Below are 19,903 nucleotides of genomic sequence, written 5' to 3'. Positions count from 1 at the left end.
GGTGGCTTTTCCCATGGTTCTCCGGCAAGCAACGGCCTGGGACCGCGATCTCGGAGGTTGCGAGAAAATGTCCACAGTTACCTCGAAACGACGGCTCACCGCTGGTGCGGCCCTCGTGGTCGCGGCGCTGATGACCACCACGGCGTGCGGCGGCGGCGACGACGGCGAGAGCGGCGGCAAGTCGAAGGGCGCCGGCTTCAACGCGGCGTTCAACAAGGTCGCCAACCCGTCCACCAAGAAGGGCGGAACGCTCAAGTTCGTCGGCAAGCAGGACCTCGACTCCGCCGACCCCCAGCGTGCCTACTACGGCATGGCCTGGGACTTCATGCGCTTCTACACCCGCCAGCTGGTCACGTACGACACCAAGCCGGGTCAGGCCTCCACCAAGCTGGTCGGCGACCTCGCCACCGGCCCCGGTGAGATCTCGGACGACGGCAAGACCTACACGTACAAGCTGCGTTCCGGGCTGACCTGGGAGGACGGCTCCAAGCTGACCTCCAAGGACGTCAAGTACGGCATCGAGCGCATCTGGGCGACGGACACCATCACCGGTGGCCCGCAGTACCTGATGCAGACGCTGGACCCCAAGGGCGAGTACAAGGGCCCCTACAAGGACAAGTCCCCGGACAAGCTCGGCCTCAAGGCGATCGAGACCCCGGACGACAACACCATCGTCTTCAAGCTGCCCAAGCCCAACGGTGACTTCGAGCAGTTCCTCGCCATGCCGTCCGGCTCGCCCGTGAAGGCCGAGAAGGACACCGGCGCGAAGTACACCCAGCGCCCGTTCTCCAACGGCCCGTACAAGTTCGAGACGTACAAGCCGGGCAAGAACATCGTGCTCGTCCGCAACGACAAGTGGCAGAAGTCCTCGGACCCGGTTCGCGCCGCGCTCCCGGACAAGATCACCGTCACGATCTCCGCCAACCTGGAGGAGAACGACAAGAAGCTGATGGAGGGCGACTACGACGTCGACCTCAACGGCACCGGCATGACCCAGTCCGGCCGCGTCACCGCCGTCCAGAAGCACCGGGACAGCGTCGACAACATGCAGACGTCCTTCGTCCGCTACGTGGCGCTCGTCCACACGGCCAAGCCGTTCGACGACGTCCACTGCCGCAAGGCCGTCTTCTACGCCACGGACTTCGCCGGTCTCCAGCAGACCCGCGGTGGCGAGATCGCCGGTGGTGCGATCGCCAACAGCACCCTGCCGGTCTCCATCAAGGGTCACAGCGACTACGACCCGTACGGCGTCCTCGCCCGCAAGGGCAAGCCGGACCTGGCCAAGGCCAAGGACGAGCTGAAGCAGTGCGGCCAGCCGAACGGCTTCACCACCAAGCTCACCGCCCGCAACAACAACCCGGGTGAGGTCGACACCGCCGAGGCGCTCCAGGAGCAGCTCGGCAAGGTCGGCATCAAGGTCGAGGTCGACCCGATCGACGGCGCCGAGGCGTCCAGCATCACCGGCTCGCCGTCCGTCGTGAAGAAGCGCGGCTACGGCATGACGATGAGCGGCTGGGGCCCGGACTTCCCGTCCGGCCAGGGCTTCGGCCAGCCGCTGTGGGACAGCCGCTTCCTCGCGGACACCGGCAACTACAACGAGTCGCAGCTGAACGACCCGAAGATCGACGGGCTGTTCGACAAGGCGATCGCGGAGACCGACCCGGTCAAGGCCGGTGAGGTCTACAAGGAGCTCGACAAGCGGATCCTCGACCAGGCCGACTGGATGCCCTTCATCTACGAGAAGAACATCACCTGGCGCGGCAGCCGTCTGACGAACGCCTACATGTCCGACGCCTACAACGGCCGTTACGACTACGTCTCGCTCGGCGTCGTCAAGTAATCGCTGTAGCCAACAGCATTTGCAGTCAACCCGGTTGACTGTTCCACTGCCGCCGAAACCCGCCAGTCCGAAGGGCAGGTGATGGCCGGGGCGGTGGCCGGGAGCCCCCACAAGGGGTTCCCGGCCACCGCCGGGCCGCACACAGTGCTTGCTTATCTCATCCGGCGCCTGTTCGCCGTAGTCATCATGGTGCTCGTCGTACTGCTCGCGACCTTCACCATCTTCTTCATGCTGCCCAAGTGGGCGGGCCAGGACGTAGCAGTCCTCTTCGCCGGCAAGGCCACGGGTGTCGAGCAGCTCCAGGGCATCCGGGTCAAACTGGGTCTCGACGAGCCCCTTCTCGTCCAGTTCTGGGACTTCGTCAAGGGCATTCCGATGGGGCGCGACTACGCGAACGGTGACGACGTCACCCACTGCGCCGCTCCCTGCTTCGGGTACTCCTTCCGCACGGAGGTCCCGGTCTGGACCACCCTCAAGGACGCCCTGCCCGTCACCGGGGGCCTCGCCGCCGGTGCCTGTGTCCTGTGGCTCCTCGGCGGTGTCGCCACCGGTGTGGTGTCCGCGCTCCGCCGCGGCAGCATCTGGGACCGCGCCGCGATGACCACGGCCCTGGCCGGTGTCTCGCTGCCGATCTTCTTCACCGGCATGGTCGCGATGGGCCTGTTCGTGCACAACTTCGGTTGGGTGAAGATCGCCGACAACCTCTCCACGGACGACAGCATCGGGACCTGGTTCCAGACCCTGATCCTGCCGTGGATCGTGCTCGCGTTCCTGAACGCCGCGATGTACGCCCGCCTCACCAGGGCCACCATGCTCGAAGTGCTCGGCGAGGACTACATCCGCACCGCCCGCGCCAAGGGCCTCGGCGAGGGCACCGTCATCACCCGGCACGCGCTGCGTTCCGCGATGACGCCGATCCTCACCGTCTTCGGTCTCGACATCGGCGTGCTCCTCGGCGGCGCCGTCCTCACCGAGTCCACGTTCAACCTGCCGGGGCTCGGCCTCGCGGCGGTCCAGGCCATCAGCAACAAGGACCTGCCGGTGATCCTCGGCGTCACCCTGTTCGCGGCTCTCGCGATCGCCGTGGCCAACCTCCTCGTCGACATTCTGTACGCCGTCATCGACCCGCGAGTGAGGCTGGGATGACCGAACTGCACAAGAGCGGTGCCGCGCTGGGCGAACCCACCCGGACCGGATCGCCCGCTCCCTCCGCCTTCCTCGAAGTACGCGACCTCAAGGTGCACTTCCCGACCGACGACGGACTGGTCAAGTCCGTCGACGGGCTCAGCTTCCAGCTGGAGAAGGGCAAGACCCTCGGCATCGTCGGCGAGTCCGGCTCCGGGAAGTCCGTCACCTCGCTGGGCATCATGGGCCTGCACACCGCGGGCCAGTACGGCAAGCGCAAGGCGCAGGTCTCCGGCGAGATCTGGCTGGACGGCAAGGAACTGCTGACGGCCGACCCCGACGAGGTGCGCAGGCTGCGCGGTCGCGACATGGCCATGATCTTCCAGGACCCGCTGTCCGCGCTGCACCCGTACTACACGATCGGCAAGCAGATCGTGGAGGCGTACCGGGTCCACCACTCCGTGGACAAGAAGACCGCCCGCAAGCGGGCGGTGGAGATGCTCGACCGGGTCGGCATCCCGCAGCCCGACAAGCGCGTCGACAGCTACCCGCACGAGTTCTCCGGCGGTATGCGTCAGCGCGCGATGATCGCCATGTCGCTGGTCAACAACCCCGAGCTGCTGATCGCCGACGAGCCGACGACCGCACTGGACGTGACCGTCCAGGCGCAGATCCTCGACCTGATCCGGGACCTGCAGAAGGAGTTCGGCTCCGCCGTCATCATCATCACCCACGACCTGGGCGTCGTGGCCGAGCTCGCCGACGACATCCTCGTGATGTACGGCGGGCGCTGCGTCGAGCGCGGACCGGCCGAGAAGGTGTTCTACGAGCCCCGGCACCCCTACACCTGGGGCCTGCTGGGCTCGATGCCGCGCCTCGACCGCGACCAGACCGACCGGCTCATCCCGGTCAAGGGTTCCCCGCCGTCGCTCATCAACATCCCGTCGGGCTGCGCCTTCAACCCGCGCTGCCCGTACGCGGACGTGCCCAAGGACGACGTCACCCGCACCGTACGGCCCGAGCTGCAGGAGGTCGGCAGCCGGCACTGGGCGGCCTGCCACATGTCGCAGGAGCAGCGGGAGCGTATCTGGACCGAAGAGATTGCGCCCAAGCTGTGAGCGAGGAAAAGGCCGTGACGAGCGAGGACAAGGGCGTGGACGTTCCGGCGCAGAGGTCTGCCGGCGACGGGACGCCGGCCGGGGACGCCGCCTCCCGCGAGGTGCTGCTCAAGGTGACCGGGCTGCAGAAGCACTTCCCCCTCAAGAAGGGGATGCTGCAGCGCACCACCGGCGCCGTGAAGGCCGTCGACGGGATCGACTTCGAGGTGCACTCGGGCGAGACCCTGGGCGTCGTCGGCGAGTCCGGCTGCGGCAAGTCGACGATGGGCCGACTGATCACCCGGCTGCTCGAACCCACCGCGGGGAAGATCGAGTTCGAGGGGAGGGACATCACACACCTCGGCGTCAGCGGCATGCGCCCGATGCGCCGGGACATGCAGATGATCTTCCAGGACCCGTACTCCTCGCTGAACCCCCGGCACACGATCGGCACGATCGTGGGCGCCCCCTTCAAGCTCCAGGGCGTCACGCCCGAGGGCGGCGTCAAGAAGGAGGTGCAGCGGCTGCTGGAGGTGGTGGGCCTCAACCCCGAGCACTACAACCGCTACCCGCACGAGTTCTCCGGCGGCCAGCGCCAGCGCATCGGGATCGCCCGCGCACTCGCGCTCAAGCCGAAGCTGGTCGTGGCGGACGAGCCGGTGTCGGCACTGGACGTGTCGATCCAGGCGCAGGTGGTGAACCTGCTCGACGACCTCCAGCGCGAGCTGGGCCTCACGTACGTGATCATCGCCCACGACCTGTCGGTCGTCCGGCACGTCTCGGACCGGATCGCGGTGATGTACCTCGGCAAGGTCGTGGAGCTGGCCGACCGCGAGTCGCTCTACAGGGCGCCGATGCACCCGTACACCAAGGCGCTGCTCTCGGCGGTCCCGATCCCGGACCCCAAGCGGCGTTCGGCCAAGAGCGAGCGCATCCTGCTCAAGGGCGACGTGCCGTCGCCGATCGCACCGCCCAGCGGCTGCCGGTTCCACACCCGGTGCTGGAAGGCCACGGAGGTCTGCAAGACGCAGGAGCCGCCGCTGGCCATGCTGAAGACCGGGCACCAGGTGGCCTGCCACCACCCGGAGAACGCGCCCGACCAGGTGCCCGGCGAGGAGATCACGGCCCAGGCACGCGAGGCGATCGAGATCGTCGAGGTGCGCGAGGCCGCGGCGGACGGGGCCGAACCCGAGTCCGGCACCGAGGCCGCGGCGGAGGCCGAGTCCGGCACCGAGGCCGAGGCCGCCGGGACCGCGGCGGAGGAGTCCGGGGCCGCGTCCGAGGACGGGGCCGGGGCCGCCGGGTCCGCGACGGACGGCGGTACCGCATCGTCCGATACGCCGGAGGACAACCCCAAGGAGTAGTACCGGCACAATTGCCCGGTGCTCAACGAACTGTTCACGCCCTCCGTCCAGCATGCGCTCGACATCGTCGGAATCTTCGTCTTCGCGATCTCCGGCGCTCTGCTCGCCGTACGCAAGAACTTCGATGTCTTCGGCATCGCGGTGCTCGCCGAGGTGACCGCGCTGGGCGGGGGGCTGTTCCGTGACATCGTCATCGGGGCGCTCCCGCCCGCGGCGTTCACGGATCTCGGCTACTTCATCACCCCGCTCCTCGCCGCGGTCCTGGTGTTCTTCCTGCATCCGCACGTCGAGCGGATCCAGGTGGGCGTCAACGTCTTCGACGCGGCGGGCCTCGGGCTGTTCTGCGTCACGGGCACGGTCAAGGCGTACGACTACGGGCTCGGCCTCACCGCGTCGGCGACCCTCGGGCTGGCCACCGCGGTCGGTGGCGGCGTGCTGCGCGACGTACTGGCCAACGAGGTGCCCTCGCTGCTGCGCTGGGACCGCGACCTGTACGCGGTGCCCGCGATGGTCGGCGCCATGATGATCGTCCTGTGCATCCGCTTCGGCGCGCTCAACGCGTTCACCAGCGGCACCGCGGTGATCGTCGCCTTCGTGCTGCGACTGCTGGCGATGCGCTACCACTGGCGGGCCCCGCGCGCCTACAACCGGAAGTCCGCGACGGCCGAGGAGGGCTCCGCGACCACCTGACCCGGTCCGGGCCGGGTGCGCACCGGGTCCGGGCCGCACCCGGTGCGGCCCGCCATTTTCCGGTCACAAAAAAGCTACCGCTCAGTAATACAATCGGTGTACGGTGCATCGCATGGCACAGGCAGCAGAGCAGGCGGCACCGACCGCGCAGGCGACCATCGGCGACAGCGAGTTCGACCGCGACACCGCCGTCACCCTCCGCGAAGAGGGCGTCTACGACGCCGAACTCTCCGCGGGCTGGACGATCATCCACGCCGTCAACGGCGGCTATCTGCTCGCCATGCTGGGCCGCGCGCTTGGCGAGGCCCTGCCGCACCCGGACCCCTTCTCGGTCTCCGCGCACTACCTCACGGCGTCCGTCCCCGGTCCCGCGGTGATCCGGACCCAGACCGTCCGCACCGGCCGCACCCTCTCCACCGGCCAGGCCTCCCTCTTCCAGTACGCGGAGGACGGCTCCGAGGTCGAGCGCATCCGGGTCATCGCCACCTACGGCGACCTGGACGCCCTGACCGACGAGGTCCGCACGACGGCGAAGCCGCCGGTCATCCCGCCGCTGGAGCACTGCCTCGGCGCGAACGACGGCCCGGCCCCGATCCCCGGCAGCTCCGCCATCACCGGCCGGATCGACATCAAGCTGGACCCGGCGACGGTCGGCTGGGCCGTGGGCGCGCCCTCGGGCAAGGGGGAGATGCGCGGCTGGTTCGGCCTCGCGGACGGCCGCGACGCCGACCCGCTCTCGCTGCTCCTCACCGTGGACGCGCTGCCGCCCACCGCCTTCGAGCTGGGCATCAAGGGCTGGACGCCCACCATCGAGCTGACCACCCACATCCGCTGCCGCCCCGCCCCGGGTCCGCTCCGGGTCTCCATCACCACCCGCAACCTGGCGGGCGGCTTCCTGGAGGAGGACGCGGACGTCTGGGACAGCGCGGACCGACTGGTCGCCCAGTCCCGTCAGCTGGCCAGGGCGCCGCGTTCCTGAAGCGCCATCGATCCCCGTCGGGGCCCGCCGGAATCCGGCGGGCCCCGACTCGTGTGGGGTGTGCGGGCCGGGCGGACGCGCTCAGGCGGCCGGGCCGGTCGGGACGTTCGGATTGCTCGAACCGCTCGGACCGCTCGGACCGCTCGGGGTGTCCAGCCAGTGGAGCCGGCCGAGGTTGACCAGCCTGAGCCGTCGCCGGGCCGTCTCGGCCACCCGCCGCTCGCCCTCCGGTCCCGCGTCCAGCAGCGCCGACGCGGTGACCACCATGTGGTCGACGTAGAAGCCGCCCAGCATCAGCAGGTCCTCGTCGCTCCACCCCCGGGACTGCGGCTCCCCGGCGAGCGCATCGGCCGTCTCCTCGGCGAACCGCCGCAGTTGGGCCGCTATGGCCTCGCGGACCGGGCCGACCCCGCCGTGCTGCTCGCGGGCGATGAAGCGGAAGTGGGCGGGCTGCTCGCCGACGTGGCGCAGGATCAGCTCGACGCCGCGTCCCAGGCGCTCCTCGCTGTCGCCGGTCTCGGCGAGGACCGCGCCGATCATTCCGTGCAGGCTGTCCAGCGCCTCCTCGACGAGTGCCACGCCGAGCGCGGCGGTGTCCTCGAAGTGCCGGTAGAAGGCGGTGGGCGTGACCCCCGCGGCCCGGGTCACCTCGCGCAGTCCGAGGCTGCTGAGGCTCTGGTGCTCCAGGAGTGCGAGTGCGGCGTCCAGCAGTGCCTGACGTGTTCTCAGCTTCTGGGTCCGGCGGACGCCGACGGTGTGACTCATGCCATTCAGTAAACAACTGTTCTCCGGAGTGGGGAAGGGATGGCCGGGTCTAGACTGAGCAGTCAGTGAACAGTCGTAATCTCAAGTGCTCGTGAGGGCCCGTGGAAAGGCTGAACATGATCGTCCTCGTCGTCGCCCTGCTCCTGCTGGGGATTGTGCTGGGCGCGGTGGCCCAGATCCCGCCCGCGCTCTCCCTCGTGCTCGGTGCCCTGATCGGTTGCTGGCTGCTGGTCTTCGCCGTGCGCGAGCGGGCGGGCGCACGTCGCCGCTCCTCGTGACCGGCCGCACCGCCGCCACGACGTCCGCCGCACCGCACCCCGACCCGAAGGAGCCCGCCCCATGACCCTCACCGCGATCGCCCGCCGCCCCGGAACCGCCGTCCGGCCCCCCGCCTCCTGCGCCCCGGCAGGAACCCCCGGCCCGGCCGCCCCCGCCCGGCGCTCGACCCGGGACGCCGACGGACTGGCCGTCGCCTCCTTCGTGCTCGGGCTCGTCGGCCTGCTGGTGATGAACATCCTGCTCGGCCCGGCCGCCATCGTGATGGCGACCCTCGCCCTCGTCCGCTCCACGGCCCGCCGCGGCCGCGCCTGGCTCGGTCTCGCCCTCGGCATCGCCGACCTCGTGGTCCTCGCCCTCCTCGTCACCGGGAACGGCGTCGTCGCCTGGAACTTCGGCGGCTGAACCGGGGCGCGGCGGACCTGGCCGCTGCCGCCGCGCGCGGGTCCGCGGACACCGCGCACCCGCCGTACGTCCCGCTCCGGGTTCACGGAAACCGTGCCGTCTTCTTGATCATCCGGCAAGGTCGCCCGCATTCTGATGGGCGGCGCGACGGGTGTCCGTCCGGGGTGGGCTGCGGGAAGGAGAAAGCGCTTGCTGGAAATAGCCGGGATCGGGGCGGCGGAGGAGCGGGTCTACCGCCACCTGGTGGAGGTACGGGGCGCGGGCGTGGACGAGATCGTCCAACGGCTCCGCATCCGGGAACGCGAGGCGGCGTCGCTGCTGTCCTCCCTGCATGACAAGGGCCTGGTCGGGCGGCTGCCGGGCGACGGCGGCACGCGGTACGTACCCGTCCCGCCGGACGTGGCGCTGCAGCCCCTGCTGGCGCGCGGCCAGGAAGCGCTGGAGTGGGCGCGGCGCGCAGTGGAACAGCTGGCCGAGGAGTACCGGGCGGGCGGCCGACGCCATGACGCCGGGCAACTGGTCGAGGTGATCACCGGGGCCGGCGCCATCCGTCAGCAGCTGCGCCAACTCGCCTACGGGGCCCGCAGCGACCTGCGGTGGTTCTGCAAGGCCGACCCCGTGGCGCTGCGCGCCCAGGACAACGACGAGGAGTTCGAACTGCTCGCCCTGGGCATCCGCTACGAGGCGATCTACGAACGGGCCTGCCTGGAGATGCCCGGCATGGTCGACAACGTCGCCAAGGGCATCCGAGCCGGTGAAGTGGCCCGCGCCACCAGCGCACTCCCCGTGCGCATGGTCATCGTCGACGGCTCCGTCGCCGTCTGCCCGCTGTTGCCGAGCAGCACGGCCGGCGTCCGCGGCGAGCCGACCGCCGCGATCATCCGCAGCAGCACCCTCCTGGACGCCCTCGTCGCCCTGTTCGACATCCAGTGGGCGGCGGGGACCCCGCTGCACGTCACGGAGGCGGGCGGGCTGGCCGACTTCGCCGACATCATGGAACAGGGCGGCAGTCTCGCCGACGACGAGCGCTATCTGCTCTCCCTGGTCGTCGCGGGCGTGGCGGACAAGGCGATCGCCACCCAGCTGGGTGTCAGCCACCGCACGGTGCAGCGCCGGATCACCGCGCTGATGCAGCGGGCGGGCGCGACGACGCGTACGCAGCTGGTGTGGCAGGCGGCGCGGCGCGACTGGCTGCCGTAGGACGCACGGAAGCCGCGACCGGGGTCGGTCGCGGCTTCCGGACCTCGCGTACCGCCTCCTACCTCAGCGCGTACGCCCGCTCGATCTTCTGCGTCACCTCGTTGCCCGCGTCGTCCCAGGCGCGGACCCGCAGCGTGACGTACCCGCCGGTGCGGCCGGTCGAGGGGTGGGTGACCCGGACGCGGTAGGCGCCGTCGCCCCGGGCGGAAACCTTCGCCGCCCGCCAGTGCTCGCCGTCGTCGTACGAGACGGACACCTCCATGCCCTTCACGGAACGGCCCGTCAGACCGTCCTGGTGGCGGGCGCTCACTCCGAAGGCGAAGGACCCGGAGCCGGGGACGGCGCCCTTGAGGTCGGTGGCCACGTCGTAGTCGAGCTGGAGGAGAGGAATCAGGGACTCCTTGTCCGCGGCCGGGCGGGGGGCCGTGAACGACCAGCCGGTGCTGGTGGCCCGCGAGAGGGTGCCCTCGGGACCGGTGCGCTTCACGTCCAGGTCCAGCTGGTAGCGGCCGTCCTCGCCGCCCGCGGGGAAGGTGCCCCACGCCCGGGGACCCTCGGCGAGGACCTTGCCGTCGCGACGCAGCACGGCGCGGGTCTCGTCGGGGTAGGCGGTGTCGGCGTTCTTGCGGGGCATGGCGAAGCCGTAGTGGCCGGAGGCGGTGTCGGCGAACTCGGGGATCCCCACGGTCAACTGGTCGCCCTTGCGGTACGCGAGCCCTTCGGCACCCCGGGGGATCGCCGGGCGGACCACGGGGGCGTACCAGCTCTCCGTGCCACGCTCACCGGGCCGGTAGGTGCGCAGGGGGCCGAACATGCCGGTCCCGCTCGCCTGACCCGCCCAGGTGTTGCGGGGGTTGACCCAGTGCAGCCACCGGGTGTCGGCGGGACCGCTCAAGTACTCCGTCCGCACCTGCCCGGTGCGGACGTACCGGCCCCACGGGGAGAGGTACACGTTCTCCCCCTCCCACGGACGCCAGGACTCCCGGTTCTCCGTGACGTACCGCGCCCCGCTCGTGTCCGGGTAGCGCGAGACCACGGTGGCCGTGTTGTCCGGCCCGACCTTGTGGACCACGCGCTCGGGGACGCGCTGCTGAGAGACCTGCACGACGTCGTAGAGGTAGGGGCTCTCCGGGGTCCCCCTCAACTCCAGCACGGTGCCCGGCGCGCGCAGCCGCTGCGCGGTGGTGGGGGAGGCGTACAGCCCGATCGCGGGCAGTCGCGGTCCCACCGGCTGCCAGGTCGCGGTCGCGGACCTGTTGCCGTCGGCGGTGGTGACGGCGGCCGCGGCTCCGGCCTTGGCGGCCGCGGTCACCGCCTCGTCGTACTCGATTCCCTCCAGTTCCACGAGCACCGCCGCTCCGCGGACGTCCGTGCCCCGTTCGCGCAGTGCCGCGTAGTCCTCGGGTCGTCCGTGACCGGCGTCCACCACCCGCAGGCGCCGTACGCCCTCCACGGCGGGGGAGTTGTGGAGCAGACGGACGGGGACACCGGCCGCGGCGCCGGCGGAGACCGCGCGGGTGCGGAGCATCGGTGCGGTCAGCTGCCAGCGGGAGGAGAACTCGAAGTCTCCCTCGGTGTACTTCCCGGTGGGCGTGACGTAGAGGCGCTGTCCGCCGCTGTGGGAGGTGGAGAAGAAGCTGGCGAACTCCCGGTCGCCGGTCTTCCAGTGGGTGGTGAAGACCATCGGGCCCCGCTGCTCGGCCCGCTCGGGGGTCCGGATCTCCACGGGGACCGCCTTGCGTGCGTCGAACACCAGGTCCGTGTCGCCGCTCACCCGCAGCTGGGGGTCGACCACCAGGCTGGTGGTGAGGTTGTCCTCCGTGTACTGCCGGATGACGCCGTGCATGTAGTACGTGCCCGAGGGCACCTCCACCGTCGCGGTGTTCCCCGCCGGCAGCTCCCCGAGGACGTCGAAGCGGCCTATGGGGCCCAACAGGATCAGCGGGGAGACGGTCGCCGGCTGCCCGGCGCGGTCGACGCCGCGCACGGTGACCTTGTGCTTGACCGGGTCCTTCGTCGCGGAGAGAACGGTGTGCGCGACGGTCTGCCCGTCGGCCGAGGTGGCGGTGAGACGGCCGCCGTAGATGCCCTCCGGCAGCGCGGGCGCGTCGAGGGTCACGGTCACGTCGGCGGTGCCGTGGGCGGGCACGGTGACCTGTGCGGGGGCGCTGACGGCGCCTGCGGGTGCCGGGGCGCCGTAGAGCTTGTCGAAGGTGGTGGCCAGGGCGAGCGTGACGGGCGCGTCGCCGTCGTTGGTGTAGGTGACGCGCACCTGCCGCGGGCCCGCGTCCGGATCCAGGGAGCCGAAGGCGGTGGTGCCGGTGGCGCGCACCTGCTGGCGCACCGAGCGGGCCACGTCCACCCGGCCGGTGCCCTGCTCGTAGACCGTCTGGTCGGGGGCGGTACGCGTCGTGCTCATCAACGCGTCCTTGAGCTGACGGCCGTTCCAGTCCGGGTGCTGCGCGGCCAGGATCGCCGCCGCGCCCGCCACGTGCGGGGTCGCCATGGACGTACCGGAAGCGGCGGTGTACGACGCGTCCACCGGGGTGCCCATGGACGTACCGGCCGCGCGGGCGGCGACGATGCCGACGCCGGGGGCGGTGAGGTCGGGCTTGGCGCCGTTGTCCCCGACGCGCGGACCGCGGCTGGAGAAGGTGGCCAGCTCGTCGTCGCGGTCGACGGCGCCCACGGTCAGCGCGTTCGCCGCGGCGCCCGGGGAGCCCACCGTGTAGTCGGTGCCCGAGTTGCCCGCCGCCACGACGAAGAGGGTGCCGGTGTCCTCGCTGAGGTAGTCGAGGGCGATGCTGAGTATGTCGGTGCCGTCGGTGGGCTGGCCGCCCAGGCTCATGCTGACGATGTCGGCGCCCGAGCGGGCGGCCCATTCCATCCCGCCGAGGATGGCGGAGTACGGCCCGGAGCCGGTGTCGTCGAGCACCTTGCCGATCATCAGCCGTGCCCCCGGTGCCACGCCCTTGCGCGAGCCGTCCGAGGCGGCGCCGCTGCCGGCGATGGTGGAGGCGACGTGGGTGCCGTGGCCGTGGCCGTCGTTCGCGGTGGGGTCCTCGGTGAAGTTGCGTACTTCGCCGAGTTTCCCGGCCAGGTCGGGGTGGGTGGCGTCGACGCCGGTGTCCAGGACGGCGACGGTCGCGCCCTTTCCGTCGTAGCCGGCCTTCCACGCCTCGGGCGCACCGATCTGCGCGGTGCTGCGGTCGAGGGAGGCGTGGGCCTTCGCGTCCAGCCACAGCTTCTCGACGCCGCCCTCGAAGGCCGCGTTCTTGAAAGCGGAGTTCTTGGAAGAGGCTTTCTTCGCGCCGTCCCCGGCGGCGCTCTCGGCGAGCGCGTCGTCGTCGATGGCCTTCCAGAAGCGCTTGGCCTGCTTCTTGTCCGCCTTCAGCGCCGAGCCGCGCAGGCTCTTGATGACCAGGCCCTTGCGCGAACCGGTGGGCGCCGCCTTGGACGTGGGGTTCGTGCCGCCGGTGTAGCGGGCGATCAGCGGGATGGCGGAGGTGTGGGCGTCGTCGTAACCCTGCTTGACCAGGGAGGTGATGTTGAACAGCTGCCGGTCCAGCTTGCCGGACGAGATGTACGGGAGCGCGGCGCGGGGCAGCACGTACAGCTGCTTGTCGATCTCCAGCCGGGTGAAGTCGGCCGGCGAGACGCCCGGGGCCGGCTCGACGGAGACGGCCTTCCGGCCGTCGGGGAAGGTCTCCAGCCGTACCCGGTCACCGGTCACGAGCGTGACGGAGGTGACCTGGGGGCGGCCGGCGGAGTCCGGGCCGGCGGAGGCGGGTGCCGGAGCGGCGCTCGCGCCGGAGGAGACGGGGGACAGGGTGGCGATGAGTACGCCCGCCGCCAGAACGGAGGCAGAGCGATGCCGTATGTGCATCGGAACCTTTCCAGGAAGCAAGGAAACGGACACGCGGTGCGGCTCAAGACTGGGGCCCCCGCTGATCGCCGCACCAGACCTCTTCGGTGCCGTGCTTGCGACATGTCGCCAAAACGACACGGTGATTCCACCGCGCGTACCGACGGAGTCACCGGGGCCGTGCGGCCCCTCCCCGTCACCGGAAACGGCCTCGTCGCCCGGGACTTCGCCGGCTGAACCCGGGGGCCGGGCCCGACGCCCTCCCCCGCCCGGACGGACCCGGGAACGGGGCGGGGAGGACCGCACCCGGCCGTGCGCGGGCGCCGGAGCGCCATGCGCCCGCCGTACGCCCCGCCCCGGGCTCGTAGAATCGAGCCCACCATGGCTTACCTCGACCACGCCGCGACCACGCCGATGCTTCCGGAAGCGATCGAGGCGATGACCGCCCAGCTCGCCGTCACCGGCAACGCGTCCTCACTCCACGCCGCCGGGCGCCGGGCCCGCCGTACCGTCGAGGAGTCGAGAGAGACCCTCGCCGACGCCCTCGGCGCACGCCCCAGCGAGGTGGTCTTCACCTCCGGCGGGACCGAGGCCGACAACCTCGCGGTGAAGGGCCTGTACTGGGCCCGCCGCGACGCCGACCCCCGCCGCACACGCGTCCTGGCCAGCCCGGTCGAGCACCACGCGGTGCTGGACGCCGTCGACTGGCTCGCCGAGCACGAGGGCGCGGACGTCGAGTACCTCCCCGTCGACCCGTACGGACGCGTCCACCCCGACGTGCTGCGCGAGGCGATCCTCAAGGATCCCGACGACGTCGCGCTGATCACCGTGATGTGGGCCAACAACGAGATCGGCACGATCATGCCGGTACGCGAACTGGCCGACACGGCCCGCGAGTTCGGCGTACCGATGCACGCCGACGCGGTGCAGGCGTTCGGGCAGCTGGAAGTCGACTTCGCCCGGTCCGGACTGGCCGCGATGACGGTCAGCGGGCACAAGATCGGCGGCCCGTCCGGCATCGGCGCGCTGCTGCTGGGCCGCGAGTACACCCCCGTGCCCGTGCTCCACGGCGGCGGCCAGGAGCGGCACGTCCGCTCGGGCACCCTGGACGTGCCGGCCATCGCCTCCTTCGCCCTCGCGGGACGGCTCGCCGCCGACGGACGCGAGGAGTTCGCCCGGGAGATCGGCGGACTCCGCGACGACCTGGTCGCCGCGGTGCGGGCGGCCGTGCCCGACGCCGTCCTCGGCGGCGACCCGGCCCCCGGCGGCCGACTGCCCGCCAACGCGCACTTCAGCTTCCCCGGCTGCGAGGGCGACTCCCTGCTCCTGCTGCTGGACGCGCAGGGCATCGAGTGCTCCACCGGTTCGGCCTGCACCGCCGGGATCGCCCAGCCCAGCCATGTGCTGCTGGCCACCGGGACCGACCCGGACCTGGCCCGGGGCACCCTGCGCTTCTCGCTCGGCCACACGTCCACCGGGCAGGACGTGGACGAGGTGGCCCGCGCGATCGGCCCGGCGGTGGAACGGGCCCGCACGGCCGGACTCAGCTGACCGACGCGGCCACCTGCTGACACGTGCGCCGGCCGGCGTGGGCACCGGTCGGCGTGGGCGTCGGTCGGTGTGCGGGGCGGCCGGTGCGCGGGGCGGGGCGGCCGGGGCGTCCGTACCGCCGGTCGGGCCGTCCGGACTGCCCGGACCGTCGGTCAGGCCGTCCGCGCCGCCCGGACCAGCTTCATGTAACGGTCCCAGTCCCAGTGCTTCCCCGGGTCGGTGTGGTCCGCGCCCGGCACCTCCACGTGCCCGACGATGTGCTCCCGGTCCACCGGTATCCCGTACCGGCCGCAGATCGCGGCCGTCAGGCGCGCCGACGCCCCGTACATCGCCGCCGTGAAGTCCTGCGGGCGGTCCACGAAGCCCTCGTGCTCGATGCCGACGCTGCGCTCGTTGAACGACCTGTTCCCCGCGTGGAACGCCACGTCCAGCTCACGGATCATCTGCGCCACGTGGCCGTCCTTGCGGACCACGTAATGCGCCGCGGCCCCGTGCCCCGGGTCCTGGAAGACCTTCACCGCGCTCCGGTAGCTGCCCTGGGTGACATGGATGACGACCCGGTCGACCGTGTAGTCGTCGGGACGGTCGGCCCGCCGCCAGTTCGCCGGGGAGGCCGATATCCACTCGGCGCGCGCGTAGTCCACCTCGCCGGGCTTGCGGGGCTTCTCGATCCCCGGCAGCCGCCACCAGGCGCGCTTCAGCTCGTCCCGCGCCAGCACGGCCGTGCCCACGGCCGTGGCGGCGGCGCCGATCAGCAGCCCGCGCCGGCCGATGCCGCGCCCGGACCCCGCCTTCGCGGACCCCTCGGCGCCCGACGTCCCCTTGCTCTCCATGTGATCCACAACGCTCATCCGTGAGCGTCGAGTTCCCCGGGCCCCGTACCCTGGTGGAGCTATGACTCAGACTTCCCAGCGCCCCCTCCGCGTGCTCGCCGCCATGTCGGGCGGTGTCGACTCCGCCGTCGCCGCCGCCCGCGCCGCCGAGGCGGGCCACGACGTGACCGGTGTGCACCTCGCCCTCTCCGCGAACCCGCAGTCCTTCCGCACCGGAGCGCGCGGCTGCTGCACGATCGAGGACTCCCGCGACGCGCGCCGCGCGGCGGACGTCATCGGCATCCCGTTCTACGTCTGGGACCTGGCGGAACGGTTCCGCGAGGACGTCGTGGACGACTTCATCGCCGAGTACGAGGCGGGGCGCACCCCCAACCCGTGCCTGCGCTGCAACGAGAAGATCAAGTTCGCGGCGCTGCTCGACAAGGCCCTCGCGCTCGGCTTCGACGCCGTGTGCACCGGCCACTACGCCACCGTCGTGCTGAACGAGGACGGCAGCCGCGAGCTGCACCGCGCCTCCGACATGGCCAAGGACCAGTCGTACGTGCTCGGGGTCCTGGACGAGAAGCAGCTCGCCCACGCGATGTTCCCGCTCGGCGACACCCTCACCACCAAGGACGAGATCCGGGCCGAGGCCGAGCGGCGTGGGCTCGCCGTCGCCAAGAAGCCCGACAGCCACGACATCTGCTTCATCGCCGACGGCGACACCCAGGGCTTCCTCGCGAGCCGGCTCGGCACGGCCGAGGGCGACATCGTCGACGAGTCGGGCACGAAGGTCGGCACCCACGAGGGCGCCTTCGGCTTCACCATCGGCCAGCGCAAGGGCCTGCGCATCGGCCACCCCGCCCCCGACGGCAAGCCGCGCTACGTCCTGGACATCTCCCCGGTGAACAACACGGTGACGGTCGGCCCGGTCGAGGCCCTCGACGTCACCGCCCTCACCGCGATCAGGCCCCGCTGGTGCGGCACCGCCCCGTCCGGCCCCGGCACGTACACCGCCCAGCTCCGCGCCCACGGCGGCGAGACCGGGGTCACGGCGGAACTCGTCGACGGCACCCTGCACGTCGCCTTCACCGAACCGGTCCGCGGCGTGGCCCCCGGCCAGGCGGTCGTCCTGTACGACGGCACCCGCGTCGTCGGCTCGGCGACGATCGCCACGACGGCGCGACGGGAGACGGCGGCTACGTCCGGCTGATCCGGCAGACCGCGGCGACGTCCGGCTGATCCCGTCGGCCGACGCCTGCCCGACCCCGTACAGCCGTCCCCCGCGCGGTCGCGCCCACCCCCGTAAAACGGGCGCGACCGCGCGCGGAACGGGGTCTCAGGACGCCTGGCGGGCGTACACGTCCCGGGCGAAGAACTCCGCCAGGACCGGGGCCACCGCCTGCGGCGCCAGCTCGCGCGTCTGGCCCGTCAGGGTGCGGTGGCGGGACCGGGGGAGCGCGTCCGCCAGGGCACGGGCGGACATCCGGGCCGGGGCGGTGCTGGCGCCGCCGCAGACGACCAGGGTGCGCGCCGTGACGGAGGCGAAGCGCTCGGCCGGGATCGAGCCGTCGCCGAGCAGCGCGTCGTCGTACGCCAGGGTGTGCGCCATCGACACCAGGCCGCTCCACAGCGGGGCGCGCCGCATCCGGGCGATCATGTCGGCCGGTACGCCGGTCACGGACAGGAACAGCTCGACCGCCCCGGCGCGGTCCCCGGAGGACAGCAGCCGGTGCAGCCGGGAGGTGCAGCACTCCTTGTACTGGAGGCCCGAGGCGCCCGGCGTGTACGGGGGCTCGTACACCGCCAGCAGGTCGACGGGGAGCCCGGCCGCGTGCGCCTCCAGGGCCAGCGCCCCGCCCGCGCCCATGCCGAACACCGAGGCCCGGCCGCCCACCGCGGTGACGACGGCGGCCAGGTCCTCGATCTCGCGTTCCACCGCGTACGGCCCGCTGTCACCGCTGGCGCCGCGCCCGCGCCGGTCGTAGGTCACGACGTGGAAGCGGGGCGCCAGGAGGCGTGCCAGCGGAGCCTCGGTCTCCGCCGTGCCCAGGGCCCCGCCCACCAGGACCACCGGCGGCCCTTCGCCCCGCCGCCGGTACGCGATCATGGTGCCGTCGCGGGAGAGAATCTTGTCCATGCGAGGGTGGACCGCCCGCCCCGGAAAAACTCATCGGTCCGGCCGAAGATTTTTTGAAAATCTTCGATTCCCCAGGTCAGGGCCGTGCTTTGAGGGTCAGTCGGCAACCGTCCCGGTGTCGTAGAAGCAGAAGTGGTCCTTGATGGCGGCGACTTCCTCCTTCGGATCCGGGTAGGCCCAGACGAGATCCGCCGCCCCCGGCAGCGACCAGTAGGAGGCGTCCCCCTTGAACGGGCAGTGGGTACGGGTCCCCGAAGGGGACAGGAGGTCCGTGCGGACGTCCTCGGGCGGCAGGTAGTAGCGAACCGGACAGCCCGTCTCGCGCAGCACGAGCGGGCGGCGGCTCTCGGCGAGTACGAGCCCGTCCCGGACCACACGTACGTGTGCGGTGCCGGGCTCGACCGTGATGAGGTGTCCTGATGCGGAAGCCATACGGGGTTCAGCCACGCTGTCGGCCGGTTTCTTCCCCGGCGCCGGAGATGTCGGCACCGACCCTTACGGTGGCTGCATGAAGATCTGTGTTTTCCTCTCCGCCGCCGACCTCGACGACCGCTACACCCGGCCCGCCCGCGAATTCGCCGAACTGCTCGGCAGGGGCGGACACACCCTGGTCTGGGGAGGCTCGGAGAGCGGACTGATGAAGGTCGTCGCCGACGGGGTGCAGGAGTCGGGCGGACGGCTGGTGGGGGTGTCGGTCGACTTCCTGGCCGCGAAGGCGCGGACCGATGCGGACGAGATGGTGATCGCGCGCGACCTCGCCGAGCGCAAGGCTCTGCTCCTGGAGAAGGCCGACGCGGTCGTGATCATGGTGGGCGGCACCGGGACGCTCGACGAGGCGACCGAGATCCTGGAGCTGAAGAAGCACGGCAAGCACGACAAGCCGGTGGTCCTGCTCAACACGGCGGGCTTCTACGACGGGCTGCGCCAGCAGTTCCAGCGCATGGAGGACGAGGGCTTCCTGCCGGTCCCGCTCACCGACCTGGTGTTCTTCGCGAAGGACGGCGTGGGCGCCCTGGCCCACCTGGAGGAGTGGTCCGGCCTGCAGTGACCCGGCGGCGGGTGAGATCATGAGGCAATGCCCACTCATGTCATCACCGGCGCCGGTTCCGGTATCGGCGCAGCCGTGGCCCGTCGACTCCTGGAGCGCGGCGACGAGACCGTGCTGCTGGCCCGGGACGCGGCCCGCGCCAAGGAACTGGCCGCACTCCACCCCGGGGCCCGCACGCTCGTCGGCGACCTCTCCAACCCGGACCGGCTGTCCTGGGCCTTCGCCCAGCAGGCGATGCCGGAACGGATCGACTCGCTGCTGCACGTCGCGGGGGTCGTGGAACTCGGCAGGGTCGGCGACCTCACCCCCAAGGCGTGGCACTTCCAGCTCAACACCAACCTGGTCGCGCCCGCCGAGCTGACCCGCCTCTTCCTGCCCCAACTGCGCGTCTCCCAGGGGCACGTGCTCTTCGTGAACTCCGGCGCGGGCCTCGCGGCGCACGCCGAGTGGAGTGCGTACGCCGCGAGCAAGCACGGCCTGAAGGCGCTCGCCGACTCGCTGCGCCACGAGGAGCACGGGAACGGTGTCCGGGTGACCTCCGTCTACCCCGGACGCACCGCGAGCCCCATGCAGGCCAAGGTCCACCAGCAGGAGGGCAAGGAGTACGACCCCTCCCGCTGGATCGACCCGGAGTCGGTGGCCACCACCATCCTGATGGCCATCGACCTGCCGCGCGACGCCGAGGTCAACGACCTGACGGTGCGCCCCGGCCGCTGACCGCCCCGCGGGCCCGCCGGGGACATGGG

Annotated in this window: 18 protein-coding genes; 13 read left to right on the top strand and 5 right to left on the bottom strand. The window is 71.5% G+C overall.

The features are described 5' to 3' along the window. Positions 1–67: 67 nt before the first annotated feature. From ABZZ04_RS24410 to ABZZ04_RS24385, 6 genes are all read left to right on the top strand, one after another. The gene (locus ABZZ04_RS24410; RefSeq protein WP_356934317.1) at positions 68–1,840 is read left to right on the top strand and encodes an ABC transporter substrate-binding protein; all 1,773 of its coding nucleotides are present in this window, start codon (positions 68–70) and stop codon (positions 1,838–1,840) included. 144 nt (positions 1,841–1,984) lie between these two features. Further along, positions 1,985–2,986, top strand: a complete 1,002-nt coding sequence (locus ABZZ04_RS24405; RefSeq protein ID WP_356934342.1) for an ABC transporter permease — start codon at positions 1,985–1,987, stop codon at positions 2,984–2,986. Beyond that, positions 2,983–4,083, top strand: coding sequence for an ABC transporter ATP-binding protein (locus tag ABZZ04_RS24400; RefSeq protein WP_356934316.1), 1,101 nt, complete (start codon positions 2,983–2,985; stop codon positions 4,081–4,083). Before ABZZ04_RS24405 ends, ABZZ04_RS24400 begins: the two co-directional genes overlap by 4 nt. 35 nt (positions 4,084–4,118) lie before the next feature. After that, complete coding sequence (locus tag ABZZ04_RS24395; RefSeq protein WP_356934341.1) at positions 4,119–5,426, top strand: dipeptide ABC transporter ATP-binding protein; 1,308 nt, start codon at positions 4,119–4,121, stop codon at positions 5,424–5,426. 18 nt (positions 5,427–5,444) lie between these two features. Beyond that, entirely contained in the window at positions 5,445–6,116 is a 672-nt protein-coding gene (locus tag ABZZ04_RS24390) for a trimeric intracellular cation channel family protein (RefSeq protein WP_356934315.1), read from the top strand. A 112-nt stretch (positions 6,117–6,228) separates the two neighbouring features. Further along, positions 6,229–7,095, top strand: a complete 867-nt coding sequence (locus ABZZ04_RS24385) for a thioesterase family protein (protein WP_356934314.1) — start codon at positions 6,229–6,231, stop codon at positions 7,093–7,095. Between the two features lie 81 nt (positions 7,096–7,176). Here ABZZ04_RS24385 and ABZZ04_RS24380 read toward each other — a convergent pair whose 3' ends face one another. Next, entirely contained in the window at positions 7,177–7,860 is a 684-nt protein-coding gene (locus ABZZ04_RS24380) for a TetR family transcriptional regulator (protein ID WP_356934313.1), read from the bottom strand. 101 nt (positions 7,861–7,961) lie between these two features. Here ABZZ04_RS24380 and ABZZ04_RS24375 point away from each other — a divergent pair, with 101 nt between their 5' ends. From ABZZ04_RS24375 to ABZZ04_RS24365, 3 genes are all read left to right on the top strand, one after another. After that, positions 7,962–8,138 carry a hypothetical protein gene (locus tag ABZZ04_RS24375; protein WP_266431472.1) on the top strand — a complete coding sequence of 59 codons (177 nt, stop codon included), beginning with the start codon at positions 7,962–7,964 and terminating at the stop codon, positions 8,136–8,138. Positions 8,139–8,199: 61 nt separating this feature from the next. Then, the gene (locus tag ABZZ04_RS24370; RefSeq protein WP_356934312.1) at positions 8,200–8,541 is read left to right on the top strand and encodes a DUF4190 domain-containing protein; all 342 of its coding nucleotides are present in this window, start codon (positions 8,200–8,202) and stop codon (positions 8,539–8,541) included. A gap of 189 nt (positions 8,542–8,730) precedes the next feature. Next, positions 8,731–9,741 (top strand): helix-turn-helix domain-containing protein, encoded by a 1,011-nt coding sequence (locus ABZZ04_RS24365; protein ID WP_356934311.1) that lies wholly within the window; start codon positions 8,731–8,733, stop codon positions 9,739–9,741. Between the two features lie 58 nt (positions 9,742–9,799). Here the strand turns inward: ABZZ04_RS24365 and ABZZ04_RS24360 are convergent, their stop codons facing one another. Further along, a complete protein-coding gene (locus tag ABZZ04_RS24360; protein WP_356934310.1) occupies positions 9,800–13,627 on the bottom strand; it encodes a S8 family serine peptidase in 3,828 nt (1,275 codons plus the stop codon). Between the two features lie 360 nt (positions 13,628–13,987). Here ABZZ04_RS24360 and ABZZ04_RS24355 point away from each other — a divergent pair, with 360 nt between their 5' ends. Next, complete coding sequence (locus ABZZ04_RS24355) at positions 13,988–15,157, top strand: cysteine desulfurase family protein (protein ID WP_356934309.1); 1,170 nt, start codon at positions 13,988–13,990, stop codon at positions 15,155–15,157. 152 nt (positions 15,158–15,309) lie between these two features. On the opposite strand, the gene ABZZ04_RS24350 is transcribed toward ABZZ04_RS24355, so the two are convergent. Then, positions 15,310–15,990 carry an N-acetylmuramoyl-L-alanine amidase gene (locus tag ABZZ04_RS24350; RefSeq protein ID WP_356934340.1) on the bottom strand — a complete coding sequence of 227 codons (681 nt, stop codon included), beginning with the start codon at positions 15,988–15,990 and terminating at the stop codon, positions 15,310–15,312. A 61-nt stretch (positions 15,991–16,051) separates the two neighbouring features. Between ABZZ04_RS24350 and mnmA the strand changes: the two genes are divergently transcribed. After that, positions 16,052–17,182, top strand: coding sequence for a tRNA 2-thiouridine(34) synthase MnmA (mnmA, locus tag ABZZ04_RS24345; protein WP_356934308.1), 1,131 nt, complete (start codon positions 16,052–16,054; stop codon positions 17,180–17,182). 126 nt (positions 17,183–17,308) lie between these two features. Here the strand turns inward: mnmA and ABZZ04_RS24340 are convergent, their stop codons facing one another. Further along, complete coding sequence (locus tag ABZZ04_RS24340; RefSeq protein ID WP_356934307.1) at positions 17,309–18,109, bottom strand: alpha/beta fold hydrolase; 801 nt, start codon at positions 18,107–18,109, stop codon at positions 17,309–17,311. A 96-nt stretch (positions 18,110–18,205) separates the two neighbouring features. Continuing rightward, the gene (locus tag ABZZ04_RS24335; protein ID WP_356934306.1) at positions 18,206–18,541 is read right to left on the bottom strand and encodes a DUF427 domain-containing protein; all 336 of its coding nucleotides are present in this window, start codon (positions 18,539–18,541) and stop codon (positions 18,206–18,208) included. Positions 18,542–18,617: 76 nt separating this feature from the next. On the opposite strand from ABZZ04_RS24335, the gene ABZZ04_RS24330 reads away from it, so the two are divergent. Together ABZZ04_RS24330 and ABZZ04_RS24325 are read left to right on the top strand one after the other, a co-directional pair. Further along, positions 18,618–19,157, top strand: a complete 540-nt coding sequence (locus ABZZ04_RS24330; RefSeq protein ID WP_356934305.1) for a TIGR00730 family Rossman fold protein — start codon at positions 18,618–18,620, stop codon at positions 19,155–19,157. Positions 19,158–19,184: 27 nt separating this feature from the next. Then, a complete protein-coding gene (locus ABZZ04_RS24325; RefSeq protein ID WP_356934304.1) occupies positions 19,185–19,874 on the top strand; it encodes an SDR family oxidoreductase in 690 nt (229 codons plus the stop codon). The last annotated feature ends 29 nt before the right edge of the window (positions 19,875–19,903 follow it).

It is taken from the genome of Streptomyces sp. NPDC006435 (assembly GCF_040612315.1).
Taxonomy (GTDB): Bacteria; Actinomycetota; Actinomycetes; order Streptomycetales; family Streptomycetaceae; genus Streptomyces.
This window is presented reverse-complemented; position numbering and strand designations above follow the sequence as displayed.

Bases quoted from the DNA above. Each gene is read 5' to 3' on its own strand.
- ABZZ04_RS24410 (WP_356934317.1), top strand. From the start codon at position 68: ATGTCCACAGTTACCTCGAAACGACGGCTCACCGCTGGTGCGGCCCTC.
- ABZZ04_RS24400 (WP_356934316.1), top strand. From the start codon at position 2,983: ATGACCGAACTGCACAAGAGCGGTGCCGCGCTGGGCGAACCCACCCGG.
- ABZZ04_RS24385 (WP_356934314.1), top strand. From the start codon at position 6,229: ATGGCACAGGCAGCAGAGCAGGCGGCACCGACCGCGCAGGCGACCATC.
- ABZZ04_RS24380 (WP_356934313.1), bottom strand. From the start codon at position 7,860: ATGAGTCACACCGTCGGCGTCCGCCGGACCCAGAAGCTGAGAACACGT.
- ABZZ04_RS24370 (WP_356934312.1), top strand. From the start codon at position 8,200: ATGACCCTCACCGCGATCGCCCGCCGCCCCGGAACCGCCGTCCGGCCC.
- ABZZ04_RS24360 (WP_356934310.1), bottom strand. From the start codon at position 13,627: ATGCACATACGGCATCGCTCTGCCTCCGTTCTGGCGGCGGGCGTACTC.
- ABZZ04_RS24355 (WP_356934309.1), top strand. From the start codon at position 13,988: ATGGCTTACCTCGACCACGCCGCGACCACGCCGATGCTTCCGGAAGCG.
- ABZZ04_RS24350 (WP_356934340.1), bottom strand. From the start codon at position 15,990: ATGGAGAGCAAGGGGACGTCGGGCGCCGAGGGGTCCGCGAAGGCGGGG.
- mnmA (WP_356934308.1), top strand. From the start codon at position 16,052: ATGACTCAGACTTCCCAGCGCCCCCTCCGCGTGCTCGCCGCCATGTCG.
- ABZZ04_RS24340 (WP_356934307.1), bottom strand. From the start codon at position 18,109: ATGGACAAGATTCTCTCCCGCGACGGCACCATGATCGCGTACCGGCGG.
- ABZZ04_RS24335 (WP_356934306.1), bottom strand. From the start codon at position 18,541: ATGGCTTCCGCATCAGGACACCTCATCACGGTCGAGCCCGGCACCGCA.
- ABZZ04_RS24330 (WP_356934305.1), top strand. From the start codon at position 18,618: ATGAAGATCTGTGTTTTCCTCTCCGCCGCCGACCTCGACGACCGCTAC.
- ABZZ04_RS24325 (WP_356934304.1), top strand. From the start codon at position 19,185: ATGCCCACTCATGTCATCACCGGCGCCGGTTCCGGTATCGGCGCAGCC.